Consider the following 17,129-nt stretch of genomic DNA (forward strand, 5'->3'; position numbering starts at 1 on the left):
GGCTAAAAGGCGGGGCCACTGGAAAGCGTGGCCTTACCCGCCAGCCGGCTTAGGCCACCGCTCCCCCCAAACAAAACAACTTCACCACAACGGGCAGTTGGCATCGGCGGGTCCCGAGGCGCGCGGTGCAGGCGTGGGGCTTCGTCGATATGGGGTAGGTTCTTTTTTTGGCGTGTGGTGTTGGGTGTGGGGCTTCGTCGGTGAGAGGTGGGTCTTTTTGGGCGTGTGGTGTTGGGTGTGGCGCTTCGTCGATATGGGGTGGGTTTCGAGGCGGGGGCGTAGGAATGGGGCTTCGTCGGTGAGGCGCGGGGGAGGGGTGGTCAGTCGTTGTTCTTTTCCTGTTCTTGGCGGGCGCGGGCGCGGCGTTTTCCTTCGTGCATGGCTATTACTCTGGCGACTGGGATTGTTCGGCCTTCGGTGATGAGGTCTTCTGGGAGTGCCTGTGCTGGGGGCATCAGCTCCGCCCAGGGGTCTCCGGTTGTTTCCAGGACCGACTTGATGGTGAAGTCGGCTGGGGTGATTGAGTCCAGGGTTTCCCAGGGGACGGGGTATGAGACCCGTACTCCTGGTCGGATTCGTGGGCTGTACACCGCTACAACCGTCGCGCCGTAAGCGCGGGTTGAGTCGAGGAAGACTTTTCCTTCTCGGTCGTCTTTGATGTAGGCCGTGGTGGCGATGGTTGGGTTGAGGCGTTCGGTGCGGGCGGCGAGGGCGCGGGTGGCGGCGGCGATGTCGTCGGGGTTGGCGGGGAGGAGGGGGACGAGGATGTGGACGCCTTTGGAGCCGCTGGTTTTCACCGCGCCCGACAATCCGTCGTTGGTGAGGGCGGTGTGGACGAGGTGGGCGGCCGCGACAACGGCGGCGAAGTCGGCGGGTTCCGGTGGGTCCAGGTCGAGGACCAGGTGGGTTGCCGACGGTTCGCCGATGCGGGAGAGGGGGACGTGGTATTCGACGGCGCGTTGGTTGGCGAGCCAGGTGAGGGTTCTGCTGTCGTCGCAGACCGCGTAGTTGAGTTGGCGTTTGCTGGATTCCGCCCACAGCGGTTCGGTGCGGACCCAGGGTGGGGTGTACTTGGGGGTGTTCTTCTGCATGAACGGGTCCTGGCCGGGGCGGATGCGGACCACGGACAGGTACCGGTCGCGCAGGGCGGGCAGGATCCGGTCCGCCATGGCGTCCAGGTAGTCGACCAGGTCGCGTTTGGTCGCGTCCGCCCCGTCGAAAAGCGGCTGGTCGAGGTTCGTCAGGGACACTCCGTGACGGATGTCGTCGCTGGTCACCCGGTCACTGTGCCACAGAGGTAAGACAACGCACGGTCATCCGATCGGGCTGGGCGAATCAGGCCGATGGGGGAATTTTGTACATGTTCGGGGGTTTGCCGCATGCTCACCCCGGGTAACAATGATCGTCAGACCACTGACGCGAGGAGGACCAGGGGGTCCGCGATGCAGCCAGGCACCGTCGGCGTGCTCGACGTCGGTTGTTTCAGCGCGCACCTGGTCGTGGTGGCCGACCAGCGGATCACCCCGGTGTACGAGCGCAAGGTCCGGCTGCGGCTGGACAAGTCGTACGACGCGGGGGCGTTGCGGCCGGACGGGGTCGAGGCGATCGCGGGGGCGGTGGCGGCGCTGACCAAGAAGGCGCGCGGGCTGCGGATCGACCGGTTCGTGCCGTTCGCCACCTCCTCGGTGCGCGACGCGGTCAACGGCGACGAGGTCATCCGGCAGGTGGCGCGGCGGACCGGGGTCACCTTGAGCACGTTCACCGGCAGACAGGAGGCGCGGCTGGCGTACCTGGCGGCGCGGCGGTGGTTCGGCTGGGCGCGCGGGCCGCTGACGGTGCTCGACGTCGGCGGCGGCACGGTCGAGTTGGCGGCCGGGGACGCCGACCTGGCCTCGGTGGCCGAGTCGCTGCCGTACGGGGCCAGGACGCTGACCGCGCTGGGGCTGGCCAACCACGTGGACCAGGTGGCGGCGCTGATCCGGGACGCGCTGGACGAGGACGACCTGGTGGCGCTGCGCGGCGGGCTCGGGGTCGGGTGCTCCAAGGTGTTCGGCGGCCTGGCCAGGATGGTGGGCTCGCGCACGGTCGACCTGGCCGACCTGGACCGGTGGATCCCGCGGCTGGCGCGGCTGTCGGCGACGCGGCGGGCGAAGGTGCCGGGGATCTCGCGGCACCGGGCGCGGCAGTCGCTCGCGGGGGCGGTCGCGGCGCGCGCGTTGATGGCGGTGACCGGGCACCCGGTGGTCGAGATCAGCCCGTGGTCCACGAAGGAGGGGCTGCTGCTCGCCCTGATGGAGCAGCGCTCGGCGGCGGTGCTCACCGAAGCGGCATGACCGCGGAAACCCGGTGGTCACTTGCCTTTCCGCCACGTTTCACCCTCGACAGCCGAGGTATTCCCAGACCATGACGGAGATGGCGGTGTGGGCGGTGTCGGTGCCCGCCGAGCCCGGACAGTTGCACCTGGCACGGCACGCGCTGCGCGACTGGCTGGCCGACCTCGGGGTCGCGGAGGTCACCGCGGACGACGCGGTGTGGTCAGCCGACGAGGCGATGAGCAACGCGATCGCCAACGGCGGACGGGTGGGCAGACGAGCCACCGTACTCGGATTGGGCGCACACCTGGACAACGAGGTGGTCGTGGTCACCGTGGTCGACGAGACCGGCTGGCGGGTACCCGCGTCCGGCGTGGTGCTCGCGGGCCGCGGTATGGCGATCGTGCGGGCACTCGCCCAGGAGGTCAACCTCGCCGTCACCGACGGCCGCACCACCTTCACCGCCTGGTTCACCCGCTGACCCCGCCCACGCAGCACGTTCAGCCGATCCGGGTTTGTTCCCCGTAGCGGGCCAAGACGGCGGCGCGGAGGTCGGGGTTGGTGCGGGGTACCAGCTCGGTGATCGTGCGGGCACTGGCACAGGAAACCAACCCAGCAGTCACCGACGACCGAATACCTTCACCACCTGGCTCACCCGCTGACTCTCCCCAGCAGACGTTCAACCGATCCAAGGTTTGTTCGCCGTAGCCGGCCAAGACGGCGGCGCGCAGGTCGGGATTGGCGCAGGGTACCGGCTCAGCAATCATGCGGGCACTGGCACAAGAACCAACCTGGCCGTCACCAACGACTGAGAACCTTCACCGCCTGGGTCACCCCGCTGACCCACGCGCAGAAGACGTTCGACCGATCCGGGTTTGCCCCGTAACGGGCCAAGACGACGGCGCGCAGGTCGGGGTTGGCGAAGCACCGCTCAGCGATCACGCGGGCGTTGGCGCAGGAGGTCAACCTCGCGGTCACCGACGACCGAACACCTTTACCGCCTGGCTCACCGCTGAACCCACGCACGACGGAGATCCAGCCGATCCGGGTTTGTTCCCCATAGCGAGCCAGGACAGCGGCACGCAGGTCAGGGTTGGTGAAGGGCACCGGCTCGGCGACCGTGCGAGCGTTGGCACAGGAAACCAACCAGCCGTCACCAACGACCGAACACCTTCACCGCCTGGTTCACCCGCTGACCCCGCCCACGCAGCACGTTCAGCCGATCCGGGTTTGTTCCCCGTAGCGGGCCAAGACGGCGGCGCGGAGGTCGGGGTTGGAGCGGGGGACGGGTTCGATGAAGACCTCGGTGACGTCGTGGTGTTCGGTTTGCAGTTCACCGGCGAGTCGGACGCATACCTGTTCCAGTTCGCCCGCGGTGAGGGTGTCGTCGAAGTCGACGCGGGCGCATACCAGGACGCTGTCGGTGCCGATCAGCATGGTTTGCAGGTCGACGACGGCTTCGATTTCGGGAGCGGCAGCCAGGGAGTCGCGCACGCCGTAGACCAGGTCCGGCGCGGCCTGCCGCCCGATGAGCAGGGCGGCGTTGGCGCGGCCGAGCAGGAACGCCACCCCGGCCAGGAGCAGCCCGATGGCGACCGACGCGACGCCGTCCCACACGGCTTGGCCGGTGAGCTGGTGCAGTCCGACGCCTGCGAAGGCCAGTACCAGACCGGCCATGGCGGCGCTGTCCTCGTAGAACACGGTGGTGGCGGTCGGGTCGTCGCCGTGGCGGAGTTGCATGCGGAAGGTGCGGCCCTGGTCGGCGGCGTCCCGGCGGACCTGCCGGACCGCCTGCAGCCACGAGGTGCACTCCAGGCCGAACGCCGCGGCCAGCACCAGGTACGCGACCAGCGGCGAGGTCTGTTCCCCGCCGTGCCCGAAGATGGTGGAGATGCCTTCGTAGAACGCGAAACTGGCGCCCGACGCGAAGATCGACACGGCGGCGAGCAGGGACCAGAAGTACCGGGCCTTGCCGTAGCCGAACGGGTGCGCGCGGTCGGCGGGCCTGCGGGAGACCCGCAGCGCGGTCAGCAGCAGCCCCTCGGTGATGGTGTCGGCCACCGAGTGCACCGACTCGGACAGCATGGACGCCGAGCCGGTGATCAACCCGGCGACCAGTTTGAGCACCGCGATCAACAGGTTGACCCCGCCCGCGAGCAGCACGGTCAGCGTGCTCTCGCCGCCTTCGGAGTTGGGGACCGGAGCGTTTTCTGCCACGCGGGAAGCGTAGTTCGGGGGCGGGTCGCCCGCTCAGGTCACGATCTCGCCGAGCACCGCCATCGCCGCGTGCAGTTGGTCGTCGCGCAGGTAGGGCGCCGGGCCGAACCGCAGGTACTCGCCGCGGCTGTCGGTCAGGACTCCCCGCTCGGCCAAGGCACGCTGGAACTCCTGGGTGCGGGGTGACCGCAGCGACAGGAATCCGCCGAATGCCTCGCGCGGGGTGGTCCGGTCGCGGGTCGCCACGTGCTCGGGGATGCCGAGGTCGTCGAAAGCCTTGGCGAGCAAGGTGTTCTGGTGCAGGGAGATGGCGCGCAGGCGGTCCGGGGTGAGACCTCGCTCGGCGAAGAAATCGAGGACGCGGGCGGCGCGGTAGTGGCTGGTGGTGTCGTAGGTGGAACCGGCGAAGCGGGTGGCGCCGGGGCCGTAGGCGACGAGGGTGGGGTCGCGGTCGTCGGCGAGGGCGGCGAACTCGGCGAACCACCCGGTGATCACCGGCCGGGTCTGCTGGGCGTGCGGGGGCAGCCGCAGGAAGCAGTTGCCCTCACCCAGTTGCAGGTACTTGTAGCCGCCGCCGACGATCCAGGCGTCGGCGAGGCCGGTGGGGTCGAACGGGACGACGCCGAGGGCGTGGTAGGCGTCGACGAGCAGTTCGACGCCGTGGCGTTCGCAGGCGGCGGCGACGTCGGACAGGCCGGGGACGCGGCGGGAGGTCTCGAACAGCACCGAGGACACCAGCACCGCGGCGGTCCGATCGTCCACTTCGGACGCCAGCCGCTCGGCGAGCGTCTCGACCGGCGCGGCGGGGACGCGGACGTCTTAAACAGGTGTGGGACTTCGTCGATTCGGGGCCGTTGGTTTCGAGGGGTGGGGTGGCTTTGTTGTGGAATGGGGAAAGCCCCCGATGTTGGCCGGGGGCTTTCCCTCAAAGGGTCTTCTACTGCTCCAGGTTCAGCAACTGCTGAATCTCCCCAGTTCGTGACTTGATCAGCTTGTCCGCGAATGCCTTGACCGGCACGCTCACGCCCTCTTTGTTCTCCGTCAGTGCGAACTCCACCGCGTTGTGTTGGTGGGCCGTCAACAGGACGATGAACTGTTTTTGGAACTGGTTGTCCGGTAGGTTGGCCAGGTCCGCGAGGGTTTGTGGGTCGGTGATCGGCATGCCGCCGTGGGCGGCGTGGGCGTTGGGGTTGGGGTCGACGTCGGTGGACTGGCCCCAGCCGGTGAGCCACTTCTTCATCTCGGGGATCTCCTGCTCTTGGGTGAGCCGGATCGCGGTGATGAGGTTGTGCAGGTCGTCGCGGATGGGGCGGTTGTCGGCGAGGTGGACCAGGTCGATGCCGCGCTGGTGGTTCGCGATGGCCATCTGCAGGAACATCACGTCGCCGAGGTTGTAGTCGCTGACGGCGGGGGTCGCGCCCGCCGCCCCGGATACCGGTGCCTGGGCCGATGCCGGGGTGGTGGGCGCGAGGTTGTGGCCCGCGTGGGCGGCGCTGTGGCCCGCGTGGGGGTCGCTGCCGCAGCCCGCGAGCACGACGGCGCAGGCGGCGATCAGCGCGATCGGCGTGCGGCGCATGGTGCCTCCAAAAGGGGACGGCCCGGCCCGGGTCCGCCGAGACCCGGGCCGGGGGGCGATCAGATCTTCGCCCAGAGCGCCGGGGTGGTGTCCGGCTCCCAGCCCGCGAGCGCGGTGTGCGACTGCAGGCAGCGGTACGACGAGCCGTTGTAGGTGACCGTGGTACCGGCCGTGTAGGCGGTACCGGCGGCCCACGTGCCACTCTGCGGCGGAGTGGTCGTCGTGGTGGTGGTCGGCTTCGTGGTGGTGGTCGTCGGCTTGGTCGTGGTGGTGACCGGCGGCGTCGTGGTGGTCGTGGTGGTGGTCGTGGAGGTCTGCCCACCGCCGCCACCGACCTGCAGGTCGACGCAGCTGTAGAACGCGTTCGCCGTGTCGGCGATGTTCCAGATGGCCAGCACCTTGATGCGGCCGGAGTACCCGCTGAGGTTGACCGTGTGGGTCTTGGTGGCGGGTGGCTGGGCGCCGCCGTCGTTGAACACGGCGATCCGGCTGTTGCCGACCCAGTACTCCCAGGTCGAGGTGGCGTGCCGGGCGGTCAGCGTCCAGGTGAAGTCGACGGAGTTGCCGACCGAGGCGACGGGCCAGTTCTTCGACTCGTCGCTGAGCTGGGAGAACTGCGAGAGGCCACCGTCGCAGCTCTTGAGGCCCTTGGGGCCCTCGACGCTCTGCGGCTCGTAGATGATCGAGCCGCAGTTGCTGACCTTGCCCGCCGCGCAGTTGGCCTGGCGGCTGGGCGGGGAGCTGACGTAGCCGTGCGCGAACGCGGGGCTCGACGGCAGGGCCACCATCAGCAGCGGGGCGATGGTCGCCCCGGCCGCTGCCGCGGCGAGTTTGCGCTTGTGCTTCATGTTGCGTGCTCCTCCACAGGAGTGGACGGCGTTCCGCCGGTCGCAAAGGCGATCGGCGCAGGGTGGAAGCGGTCGGCAGTGGGACGACTGCCTTCCGTCGGGCGTCGGCCGGACCCGGACGCCGGAGGCCTAGTGGCTCCACCCGGAACGTTGCCCCGGTCGAGCCACTAGCTGGTAAAGCTGTGCCTAATTGGTTCTAGCTGCGCTGTGGTCTAGACCATAAACGCGGTTCTGATCACCCGTCAAGACGGCGCCTACCGGCCCCCGCGCGGTAAATTCACACATCGTCTTGACGGTGGGCCCGGCGGGTCAAGAGACCGTACGGCGCATGTCATCACCAGGTGAACCGGTGGTCCGGGCCATCGCGGGCGACCCAGGCCACACCGGCTCGGGCGGTGCCGCCCGGCGCGGCGGTCGGGTGGGCCGGATACCCTCCGGTACCTTGGGACACCTGTTCGAGCGGCGCGGCGCCCGAACCGGAAGCATCGACGTGGGAGAACGACCCAGTGACTGCCGAGACCCTCTACGGGGCCGATGACCTGACGCACCTGGAGGGTCTCGAGGCGGTGCGCAAGCGACCCGGCATGTACATCGGGTCCACCGACAGCCGGGGCATCAACCACCTGTTCACCGAGGTCGTGGACAACTCCACCGACGAGGGCGTGGCCGGGTTCGCCACCAGGGTGGTCGTCACCCTGCACGACGACGGCAGCGTCCAGGTCGACGACGACGGCCGCGGCATCCCCACCGGCGTGCACGCCAAGTCCGGCCTGTCCGGGGTCGAACTGGTGCTGACCAGGCTGCACGCGGGCGGCAAGTTCGGCGGCTCCGGCTACAAGACCTCCGGTGGTCTGCACGGGGTCGGCGCGTCCGCGGTCAACGCCCTGTCGCACCGCTTCGACGTCACCGTCCGGCGCGAGGGCAAGGTCCACCGGATGTCCTTCGCGCACGGTGTACCGGGCGTGTTCGACGGCGACGGCCCGGAGGCCGCGTTCACCAGGCAGTCCGGGCTCGACGTGGTCGGCAAGATGCGCCGCAACGAGCCGACCGGCACCTCCATCCGCTACTGGTACGACGCCCGCTACTTCGAGAACGGCGCCGCGCTGGACGTCGACCTGGTCCGGGCCAAGCTGCGCAACACCGCGTTCCTGGTCCCCGGCGTCACCTACGTGCTGCGCACCGGGGGCGAGCAGCCCGCCGAGGAGACCTTCCACTTCCCCAACGGCCTCACCGACATGGTCGACTTCCTCGCGCCGAGCGACGAGAAGCCGGTCAGCGGCACCATCCTGGTCACCGGCGAGGGCACCTACACCGAGAACGCCGCCGACGAGAACGGCGTGATGCGGTCCAAGGTCGAGCGGCGCGCCGAGGTGGAGGTCGCGTTCCGCTGGGGGACCGGCTACGACCGCACGGTCGAGTGCTTCACCAACACGATCCGCAACGTGCACGGCGGCACGCACCGCCGCGGGTTCGACCGGGCCACGGCCAAGGCGCTGCAGGAGGCGATCACCAAGACCCGCGGCCTGCTCAAGCCCAAGGAGGACCTGCCCACCCTCGACGACGTGCTGGAGGGGATGACGGCGGTCGTGCACGTGCGCATCCCGGAGCCGCAGTTCACCTCGCAGACCAAGGACGAGCTGTCCACCGCGGGCATCACCCGGGTCATCCAGGGCGTGGTGGAGAAGCGGCTGCGCGAGTGGACCGAGGACAAGCGGTCCAAGGCCGAGGCCAAGGTCGTCCTGCAGAAGATCGTCGACGCGGGCCGGGTGCGGATCGCGCAGAAGCAGCAGAAGGACGCCGCCCGGCGCAAGACGGCGCTGGAGGGCGCGGCGATGCCCGCCAAGCTGGTCGACTGCCGCACCACCGGCGTCGCCCGCAGCGAGCTGTTCCTGGTCGAGGGGGACAGCGCGCTCGGTTCGGCCCGGATGGCGCGGGTCTCGGAGTACCAGGCGCTGCTGCCGCTGCGCGGCAAGATCCTGAACGTGCAGAAGGCGAGCCTGGCCGACACGCTGCGCAACGCCGAGATCGCCGCCATCGTGCAGGTCCTCGGCGCGGGCACCGGCCGCACCTTCGACCTGCCCGCGATGCGCTACGGCCGGGTCATCCTGATGGCCGACGCGGACGTGGACGGCTCGCACATCCGCACCCTGCTGATCACCCTGTTCGCCAAGTACATGCGCCCGGTGATCGACGACGGCAGGTTGTACGCCGCCATGCCGCCGCTGCACAAGATCACCACCAGGGGCCGCGGCGCGGAGACCGTGTTCACCTTCACCCAGCGCGAGATGGAGACCACCGTCGCCAGGCTGGAGAAGGCGGGCAGGCAGGTGGTCACCCCGGTGCCCCGGTTCAAGGGCCTCGGCGAGATGGACGCCGACGAGCTGTGGGAGACCACGATGAACCCGGCCACCCGCTCGGTCCGCCGGATCACCATGGCCGACGTCGAGGCCGCCGAGACGGCGCTGGAGCTGCTGATGGGGGAGAAGGTGGAGCCCCGGCGCAACTGGCTGGTCGATTCCGCCGCCCGCGTCGACCAGTCCGCCATCGACGTTTAAGAGCCGCAGAGAGCGGCACGAGAGAGAGCGCTGAGCAATGGCACGCCGCAAGGCCCCCTCCAGCAAGGTCGACCCGAACGCCTTCGACCGGGCGGGCGCGAACGTCTTCGACAACCCGCTGCACACCGAGATCGAGGACTCCTACCTGGAGTACGCGTACTCGGTGATCCATTCCCGGGCGCTGCCCGACGCGCGCGACGGCCTGAAGCCGGTGCACCGGCGGATCTTGTTCTCGATGAACGAGCAGGGCTACCGGCCGACGCACGCCTACGTGAAGTCCTCCCGGGTCGTCGGTGACGTCATGGGCAAGTACCACCCGCACGGCGACGTGGCGATCTACGACGCGATGGTCCGGTTGGCGCAGGACTTCTCGCTCAACTCGCCGCTGGTCGACGGGCACGGCAACTTCGGTTCCCCGGACGACGGCCCGGCCGCCAGCCGGTACACCGAGGCCCGGATGTCGCCCGAGGCGATGCTGCTGGTCGGCGAGCTCGGCGAGGACACCGTCGACTTCCGCCCGAACTACGACGGCTCCCTGCTCGAACCCGCCGTGCTGCCTGCCGCGTTCCCGAACCTGCTGGTCAACGGCACGTCCGGGATCGCGGTCGGCATGGCCACCAACATGATCCCGCACAACCTGGGCGAGGTCGTCGCCGCGGCGCGCTACCTGATCACGCACCCGGACGCCGACCTGGACAAGCTCATGGAGTTCGTCCCCGGCCCGGACCTGCCGACCGGCGGGATGCTGCTCGGCCTGGACGAGGTGCGCCGCGCCTACGAGACCGGCCGCGGCGTGGTCCGGATGCGGGCGAAGGTGGAGATCGGCCCGCTGGAGGGCAGCCGCAGGCAGGCGATCACGGTCACCGAGCTGCCCTACCAGGTCGGCTCGGAGAAGATCATCGAGAAGATCACCGAAGAGGTGAACAAGTCCAAGCGGCTCACCGGCATCGCCGACGTCAAGGACCTCACCGACCGGGAGAACGGCACCCGGCTGGTGATCGAGTGCAAGGTCGGTGTCAACCCACAGGCGCTGCTGGCCGACCTGTACCGGTTGACGCCGATGGAGCAGTCGTTCGGCATCAACAACCTGGTGCTGGTCGAGGGGCAGCCGCGCACGCTGGGCCTCAAGGCGCTGCTGGAGGTCTTCCTGCGGCACCGCTACGAGGTGGTGACCCGCCGCACCCGGTACCGCAAGCGCAAGCGCGAGGAGCGGCTGCACCTGGTCGAGGGCCTGCTGCTGGCCCTGGTCGACATCGACAAGGTGATCCGGCTGATCCGCGCCAGCGACGACGCGGCCGCCGCGAAGGCCGCGCTGATGAGCCGGTTCAAGCTCTCCGAGATCCAGGCCACCTACATCCTGGACACGCCGCTGCGCAGGCTCACCAAGTACGACAAGCTGGAGCTGGAGGCCGAGCAGGACAAGCTGCGCGGCGAGATCGAGGAGCTGTCCAAGATCCTCGACGACGAGAAGGTCCTGCGCCGGGTCGTGTCCACCGAACTGGGCAAGGTCACCAAGGACCTCGCCGGTGAGCGCCGCACCGCGCTGATCGACGGCGACCTCAAGGAGGTGCTGGCGGCGTCCAAACCCGCCGGGCCGCTGGAGGTCGCCGACGACCCGTGCCAGGTGATCCTGTCCGCCACCGGTCTGGTCGCGCGCACGGCCGCGGAGTCGGAAGAGGCGGCGGAAGCCCGCACGCGCAAGGGACGCGCACGACATGACGCGGTCGCCGCGCTCGTGCACTCCACCGCGCGCGGACAGGTGCTGCTGGTGACCAGCCACGGTCGCGCGTTCAAGACGGATGTCCTGCCGTTGCCGGTTTTGCCGGAGCAGAGCGGCACGGTGTCGTTGAGCGGCGGTATGGCAGCGAGCGAGTTGGTGTCACTGGAGAAGGGCGAGCGGGTCATCGGCATCGCGCCCCTCGGTGACCAGGCCACGGGCTCGCCGGGGCTCGCGCTCGGCACACGCGGCGGCGTGGTGAAGGTGTGCGCGCCGGAGTGGCCGGTGCGGTCCGACGAGTTCGAGGTCATCACCCTCAAGGACGGCGACGAGGTCGTCGGCGCCACCTGGCTGGTCGACGGCACCGAGGCGCTGGCGTTCCTGTCGTCGGAGGCCTCGTTGCTGCGGTACCCGGCGAGCCTGGTCCGGCCGCAGGGGTTGAAGGGCGGCGGCATGGCGGGCATCAACCTGCCGTCCGGTTCGCACGCGGTGTTCTTCGCCGCCATCCGCACCGACGACCCGGACCACGGCGAGCCGATGGTGGTGACCTCCACCGGTCAAACGGTGAAGGTGACGCCGTTCGCGGAGTACCCGGCGAAGGGCCGGGCGACCGCGGGTGTCCGGGCGCACCGGTTCCTCAAGGGGGAGACGGGGTTGCTGCTCGGCTGGGTCGGTCCGCGTCCGGCCGGGTCGAACCGCGCCGGGGCGGCCATCGAACTGCCCGACCCGGACGTGCGCCGCGACGGTTCCGGCGCCGCGCACCCTGGTCCCGATGTGGTCGGCCACCTGATCGAACGGGCCTGAGGATCTAGGCTGCCACCACTGGACTTCGGGCTGGTTGTCCGGATCGTCGGGCGTCTGTACTGTGTCGCCACCTGCTCAGCCGGTGAGGTGGGTGCGCGAAGTGGTCGGTGTCGGGGGGACTGGGCTGGTCGGGCGCGCGCCGCTGTTGGCCGAGGTGCGCGACCGGTTGGCCCAGGGCGGCGGTGTGCTGCTCACCGGGCCGAGCGGGATCGGCAAGACCACCCTGTTGGACGCCTTGGTGTCCGAGGTGCCCGGTGTGGAGGGCACCGTGCTGCGGGCCACCGCGGCGGAGGCGGAACGCTGGATCTCCAACGGGGTCCTGGCTGATCTGCTGGGCCAGGTGCCCGCGTCGATCGTGGCGGCGTTGCCGGTCGAGTACCGGGACGTGGTCACCCTCCTGCTCACCGGGCACCGGGACGGTTTGGCCGACGGGGGAGTCCCGTTGCGGCACGCATGGCACCTGGTGCTCTTGGCGCTCGCGGCCCGATCACCAGTACTGGTGCTGCTCGACGACGCCCAGTGGATCGATGCCGCCTCCGCGGACGTCATCGCCTACGCGGCAAGGAGAACCGGTTCGGCGCCGGTGCGGACCGTGGTCGCGGGCAGGCTTCCGGAGACCACGCCCTTAGATGACGACGGCCCACGCGTCATCCCGCCCGCCGCGCTCGTCAACGGTCCGGTGTTCCGGCACGTCGTGCCCCCGCTCACCGCCGACGACCTCGCCGAACTCTTCGACTCGCTTGGCCTACCGGCCCGCACCGCCACGACGATCCACGCTGACTCGGCCGGGAACCCTTACCTGGCATTGGTTCTCGCGGGCGCGGTCACCGAACGCGATCGGAAGTCCTTACCGCCCAACGTCGCTCTTATCGTGCGGGAACGCTTGGCGGCGCTTACCCCTGCCGAGCGCGAGACCCTGCTGTGGTGCGCGTTGGCCCTGCGGCCCACGGTCAGGTTGCTGCAGCGGGCTGGGAGGGCCGACGCGGCAAGGGATGTCGCCAGGGCCGCCGAGATCGGACTCGTGGTCACCGACGCCGAGAACATCAGGTTCACCCCGCCCGGCGCGGCCACGTTGATTTCCGACCTCGCCGACGCCGACCATCGCGCGCACGCGCACGCGAACCTCGCCGAGGCCGTCACCTTCGACGCGGACCGGGAGCGGCACCAGGCGCTCGCCTCCGCCGATCCCAGCGCCGCCGTCGCCCGGTCCCTGGTCGTCGCCGCGGAATCCGCGCTGCGCCAGGGATCTCGCGACCTGGCCGCCGAGCTGTACCTGCTCGCCGCCGACCGCACCCCGGCCGACGCGCGGGCCCAGCGGGTCGAGTGGCTGGTCGCCGCGGCGGAGACGGCCGCCGTCGCCGCCCGACCGGAGCTCGCCCGGCACGCCGCCGGGGCCGTGCTGGCCGCCGAGGCGGCGCCGCTGCAACGGGTCAAGGCCAGGATGGCGCTGATCCACCTCGCCGGGCAGGGCCTCGCCGACCAGCGCGAGCTGTTCGCGCTGGCGCTGGCCGACGCGGGGGACTGCCCGCGCTCGGGCGGTCTGCTGCACCTGTGGCAGTCCTGGGCGGCGATGATCAACGGGTGGCCCGCCGCCTCGGTCGCCGAGGCCGAGCGCGCCGCCGGGTTGGCCCGCCAGGTCGGCGACACCTCCATCGAGGCGATGGCGCTGGCGAGCGTCGCGCTGATGAAGCGGCAGGCGGCCGAACCGGACTTCGACCGGCCGCTGCGCGCCGCCCTGGAGCTGCCGCCGCCGGGCATGGACGGCTGGCTGCACTTCTCCCCGGCCTTCGTGGTGGCCCGGTTCGCCACCTTCGACGACCGGCTGGAGGACGCCCGCGCGATGTACCTGGGCATGCTCGGCTTGGTCGAACGGGGCGCTGTCGAGGAACTGATCGACGTGCTGCGCGGCCTGGCCGAGGTGTCCGGCAGGCTGGGCCGCTGCCGCGACGCGCTGGACTACGCGTCCCGCTCGCAGCGCATCGGCGGCGAGGCCCGGCTGAGCCCGGCGCCGGGCTGGCACTCGTGCGCGATGGCGGAACTGGCGGGCGGCAGCGTCGCGCGGGCCCTCGCCTACGCCGAACGCGGGGTGCGGGCGTCGGAGCAGGAGTCGGACGTGGTGTTCCTGCGCAGGCACCTGCACCTGCTCGGGCAGGCGCTGCTGCGGGTCGGCCGCCCGATCGACGCCGTCGCGGCGTTGCGCCGCATACCCGAACTGGAAGCGCCGCGCGGTATCCGCGACCCCACGATGCTGCGCTGGCACGGCGACCTTGCCACCGGGCTCGTCGCCGTCGGTGAGATGGACGAGGCCAAGGCGTTGATCACCGACACCCGCGAGCTGGTGGCCAATGCCCCGGAACCCGCGGGCACCGCCGCCCAACTCGACCGCGCCGAGGCGTCGCTGCTCGCCGCCCGGGGCTACGCCGACGAGGCCGTCGAGTTGCTGCGCCACGCCGAGACCGTGTTCACCGGCCTCGGGCAGCCGCTGGAGGCCGGGCACTGCCTGCTGGTGCGCGGCCGGGTCGAACGCGGCCGCCGCCGCTACGCCGCCGCCCGCGAACCGGTCCGCCGCGCCGCCGCCCTGTTCGCCGCCGCCGGGGCCCGGCCGTGGACCGAGCACGCCGAGCGGACGCTCACCCGGCTCACCGGCGCCGAGACCGGGCACGCCCCGACCGAGCTGACCGCCACCGAGGCGCGCGTCGCGGGCATGGTGGTGACCGGCGCGACCAACCGGGAGATCGCCGACCGGATGTTCGTCAGCGTGAAGACCGTCGAGGCCACCCTGACCCGGGTGTACCGCAAACTCGGCATCCGCTCCCGCACCCAACTCGGCCCCCGGTTGCGCGCCGACTGACCTCGCTCCCCGGCGAGGGTTTCCCCCGATGCCCCCGCCATCGTCGGTTCCCTATCGTGTTGCCGCCTGCCGCCGTCGATTCGCCCGCGGTCGGCGCGTTTGTTCGCCTGGGTCGGGCCACTGGTTCCACCTCGGCGCGGTGCGGACCCCGCCTGTGACATTCCGCCTTACGCCCGGGGCGGGTGGGGGTCCGTGCCGCACACCTGTCCCGGCGTTTCCACAGTTAACCGGGATCCCCGGTGACAGCGCGTCGCCGAACTCGCGCATTCGCGGCCAACGGTGAATTCACCGGAGCTGATCTCGGCGGAAATGCGCTGTACAAACGGTGTTTTCCCACCGAGTTCATATCCGGTAACAAGTTCCCCTTGTGGTGACAGGACAACGCGACCACGATCCGAAAGTGCCACCGATACGCCGCGAGTGAGGGCCGGATAACGCGTTCGGTGGGGACTCATCCCCTGCAATCGAGCACCGATGGAGTCAATGTGAAACGCACACTCGTCGCCGCAGCAGTGCTGACCGCGTCCGCGGGCGTGGTCGTCGCCGCGCCCGCGTTCGCCGGGCAGGACGCCGCCAAGACGGAGGGCGTGTCCAACGTCGTCCTCGACACCATGCAGCGCGACCTCGGCCTGTCCCACGACGCCGCGCTCGCCCGCATCGCGAGCGAGAACCGCGCCACCGCGCTGGAATCGACCCTGCGCGCCTCCCTCGGCGACACCTTCGGCGGCGCCTACTACGACGCCCCGTCCGCCACGCTCGTCGTCGGCGTGACCGACCAGGCCAAGATCGCCGCCGCCCAGTCCGCGGGCGCCACCGCCAAGTTCGTGTCGCACAGCGCCCGCCAACTCGACACCACCGCGGACACCTTGAACGCCAAGGAGAAGTCCGCCCCCGCGGGCATCACCGGCTGGTACGTCGACGTCCAGCACAACACCGTCACCGTGACCACGGCCCGCGGCACCCTCGCCGCCGCCCACCAATTCCTCACCACCACCGGCGTCGACCTCTCCACCACCCAGGTCGTCGAATCCACCGAGTCCCCCCGCGTCCTCTACGACGTCCGCGGCGGCGACGCCTACTACATCGGCTCCGGCGCCCGCTGCTCCGTCGGCTTCTCCGTCCAGGGTGGCTTCGTCTCCGCGGGCCACTGCGGCAACCGGGGTGACTCCACCTCCGGCTCCAACCGGGTCGCCCAGGGCACCTTCCAAGCCTCGACCTTCCCCGGCCGCGACTACTCCTGGGTCAAGACCAACGCCAACTGGACCCCACGCGGCGTCGTGAACCGCTACAGCGGCTCCACCACCGTCGCCGTCCAGGGCTCCACGGAGTCAGCAGTCGGCGCCGCCATCTGCCGCTCCGGCTCCACCACCGGCTGGCACTGCGGCACCGTCCAGGCCAAGAACCAAACCGTCCGCTACTCCGAAGGCGCCGTCAACGGCCTCACCCGCACCAACGTCTGCGCCGAACCCGGCGACTCCGGCGGTAGCTGGCTCAGCGGCACCCAAGCCCAAGGCGTCACTTCTGGCGGCTCCGGCAACTGCACCTCCGGCGGCACCACCTACTTCCAGCCCGTAAACCCCATCCTCTCCACCTACAGCCTCCGCCTCGTCACCAGCTAACAAGACTTTCCCCCCGGTCCGGGCGTCCCTCCCCCCGACGCCCGGACCACCCTTCTTTCTCTTCTCCTCAAAGACCCCCACCCCACCCCACCGCTTCGCGACAGCGAGAACCACCACCCCAAACCCGGCCACCCCTACAACAAAACCGCAGGCAAAAGACCCTGCCCCTCCCGCCTGCGCCCGCGCCTAATAAACCCAACCCCATCGACGAAGCGCCACCCCCGCACCGCACGCCTCAAAAAAGCCCACCCCATATCGACGAAGCCCGCCAACTAGCACCGCGCTCCTCGAAACCCGCCGATACCAACTGCCCGTTGTGGTGGAGTTGTTTTGTTTGGGGGGAGCGGTGGCCTAAGCCGGCCGGCGGGGAAGGCCACGCTTTCCAGTGGCCCCGCCTTTTAGCCTTACCCAGGCTGCCGCTAGGGGCCCCAAACAAAACAACTTCACCACAACGGGCACCACCGTTTTAATCTGGCGCCCGGGGCCGGCGTCGCCGAAGGCGACCAGGCCGACCCCCGAGGCGCAGCCGAGGCCCAGTGACCCTCACCCATCACACGGCAAATCCGATCGCGTCCGCACCCCACACTTCCGCAGCGCGTTCGCAACATGGTCCTCCACCGTCCGCACCGA

Annotated in this window: 12 protein-coding genes and 1 pseudogene; 6 read left to right on the forward strand and 7 right to left on the reverse strand. The window is 70.2% G+C overall.

Annotated elements, in window-relative coordinates; translation table 11 throughout:
• Positions 1 to 320 precede the first annotated feature (320 nt).
• On the reverse strand, positions 321 to 1,277 hold the full coding sequence (locus tag H504_RS0120595) for a DNA polymerase domain-containing protein (protein WP_026424308.1): 957 nt from the start codon (positions 1,275 to 1,277) through the stop codon (positions 321 to 323).
• Between the two features lie 165 nt (positions 1,278 to 1,442).
• On the opposite strand from H504_RS0120595, the gene H504_RS0120600 reads away from it, so the two are divergent.
• Both H504_RS0120600 and H504_RS0120605 read left to right on the forward strand, forming a co-directional pair.
• Complete coding sequence (locus tag H504_RS0120600; protein ID WP_026424309.1) at positions 1,443 to 2,333, forward strand: Ppx/GppA phosphatase family protein; 891 nt, start codon at positions 1,443 to 1,445, stop codon at positions 2,331 to 2,333.
• Between the two features lie 70 nt (positions 2,334 to 2,403).
• Positions 2,404 to 2,793 carry an ATP-binding protein gene (locus H504_RS0120605; protein ID WP_026424310.1) on the forward strand — a complete coding sequence of 130 codons (390 nt, stop codon included), beginning with the start codon at positions 2,404 to 2,406 and terminating at the stop codon, positions 2,791 to 2,793.
• A gap of 19 nt (positions 2,794 to 2,812) precedes the next feature.
• Here the strand turns inward: H504_RS0120605 and H504_RS43670 are convergent, their stop codons facing one another.
• The 6 genes and pseudogenes from H504_RS43670 to H504_RS0120635 all read right to left on the reverse strand — a co-directional run bounded on the left by H504_RS43670 (position 2,813) and on the right by H504_RS0120635 (position 6,953).
• Positions 2,813 to 2,935, reverse strand: coding sequence for a hypothetical protein (locus tag H504_RS43670; protein ID WP_281173649.1), 123 nt, complete (start codon positions 2,933 to 2,935; stop codon positions 2,813 to 2,815).
• Between the two features lie 175 nt (positions 2,936 to 3,110).
• Positions 3,111 to 3,290, reverse strand: coding sequence for a hypothetical protein (locus tag H504_RS36160; RefSeq protein ID WP_035305124.1), 180 nt, complete (start codon positions 3,288 to 3,290; stop codon positions 3,111 to 3,113).
• Between the two features lie 237 nt (positions 3,291 to 3,527).
• A complete protein-coding gene (locus H504_RS0120620; RefSeq protein WP_026424312.1) occupies positions 3,528 to 4,529 on the reverse strand; it encodes a cation diffusion facilitator family transporter in 1,002 nt (333 codons plus the stop codon).
• Positions 4,530 to 4,562: 33 nt separating this feature from the next.
• A pseudogene (locus H504_RS36165) lies at positions 4,563 to 5,345 on the reverse strand (kynureninase/PvdN C-terminal domain-containing protein); the annotation flags it as partial.
• A 121-nt stretch (positions 5,346 to 5,466) separates the two neighbouring features.
• A complete protein-coding gene (locus H504_RS36170) occupies positions 5,467 to 6,105 on the reverse strand; it encodes a DUF305 domain-containing protein (protein ID WP_035305127.1) in 639 nt (212 codons plus the stop codon).
• Positions 6,106 to 6,164: 59 nt separating this feature from the next.
• The gene (locus H504_RS0120635) at positions 6,165 to 6,953 is read right to left on the reverse strand and encodes a lytic polysaccharide monooxygenase (protein ID WP_026424313.1); all 789 of its coding nucleotides are present in this window, start codon (positions 6,951 to 6,953) and stop codon (positions 6,165 to 6,167) included.
• Between the two features lie 506 nt (positions 6,954 to 7,459).
• On the opposite strand from H504_RS0120635, the gene H504_RS0120640 reads away from it, so the two are divergent.
• From H504_RS0120640 to H504_RS0120655, 4 genes are all read left to right on the forward strand, one after another.
• Positions 7,460 to 9,508, forward strand: a complete 2,049-nt coding sequence (locus H504_RS0120640; protein WP_026424314.1) for a DNA gyrase/topoisomerase IV subunit B — start codon at positions 7,460 to 7,462, stop codon at positions 9,506 to 9,508.
• 37 nt (positions 9,509 to 9,545) lie between these two features.
• On the forward strand, positions 9,546 to 12,029 hold the full coding sequence (locus H504_RS0120645; RefSeq protein WP_026424315.1) for a DNA gyrase/topoisomerase IV subunit A: 2,484 nt from the start codon (positions 9,546 to 9,548) through the stop codon (positions 12,027 to 12,029).
• Positions 12,030 to 12,129: 100 nt separating this feature from the next.
• Positions 12,130 to 14,880 carry a helix-turn-helix transcriptional regulator gene (locus H504_RS0120650; protein WP_026424316.1) on the forward strand — a complete coding sequence of 917 codons (2,751 nt, stop codon included), beginning with the start codon at positions 12,130 to 12,132 and terminating at the stop codon, positions 14,878 to 14,880.
• A 485-nt stretch (positions 14,881 to 15,365) separates the two neighbouring features.
• Positions 15,366 to 16,499: a S1 family peptidase gene (locus H504_RS0120655; protein WP_026424317.1), complete on the forward strand. Its 1,134-nt coding sequence runs from the start codon at positions 15,366 to 15,368 to the stop codon at positions 16,497 to 16,499.
• Positions 16,500 to 17,129: the final 630 nt, after the last annotated feature.

The organism is Actinokineospora inagensis DSM 44258, from assembly GCF_000482865.1.
Classification (GTDB): Bacteria; Actinomycetota; Actinomycetes; order Mycobacteriales; family Pseudonocardiaceae; genus Actinokineospora; species Actinokineospora inagensis.

Bases quoted from the DNA above. Each gene is read 5' to 3' on its own strand.
- H504_RS0120645 (WP_026424315.1), top strand. From the start codon at position 9,546: ATGGCACGCCGCAAGGCCCCCTCCAGCAAGGTCGACCCGAACGCCTTC.
- H504_RS36170 (WP_035305127.1), bottom strand. From the start codon at position 6,105: ATGCGCCGCACGCCGATCGCGCTGATCGCCGCCTGCGCCGTCGTGCTC.
- H504_RS0120635 (WP_026424313.1), bottom strand. From the start codon at position 6,953: ATGAAGCACAAGCGCAAACTCGCCGCGGCAGCGGCCGGGGCGACCATC.
- H504_RS0120605 (WP_026424310.1), top strand. From the start codon at position 2,404: ATGACGGAGATGGCGGTGTGGGCGGTGTCGGTGCCCGCCGAGCCCGGA.
- H504_RS0120600 (WP_026424309.1), top strand. From the start codon at position 1,443: ATGCAGCCAGGCACCGTCGGCGTGCTCGACGTCGGTTGTTTCAGCGCG.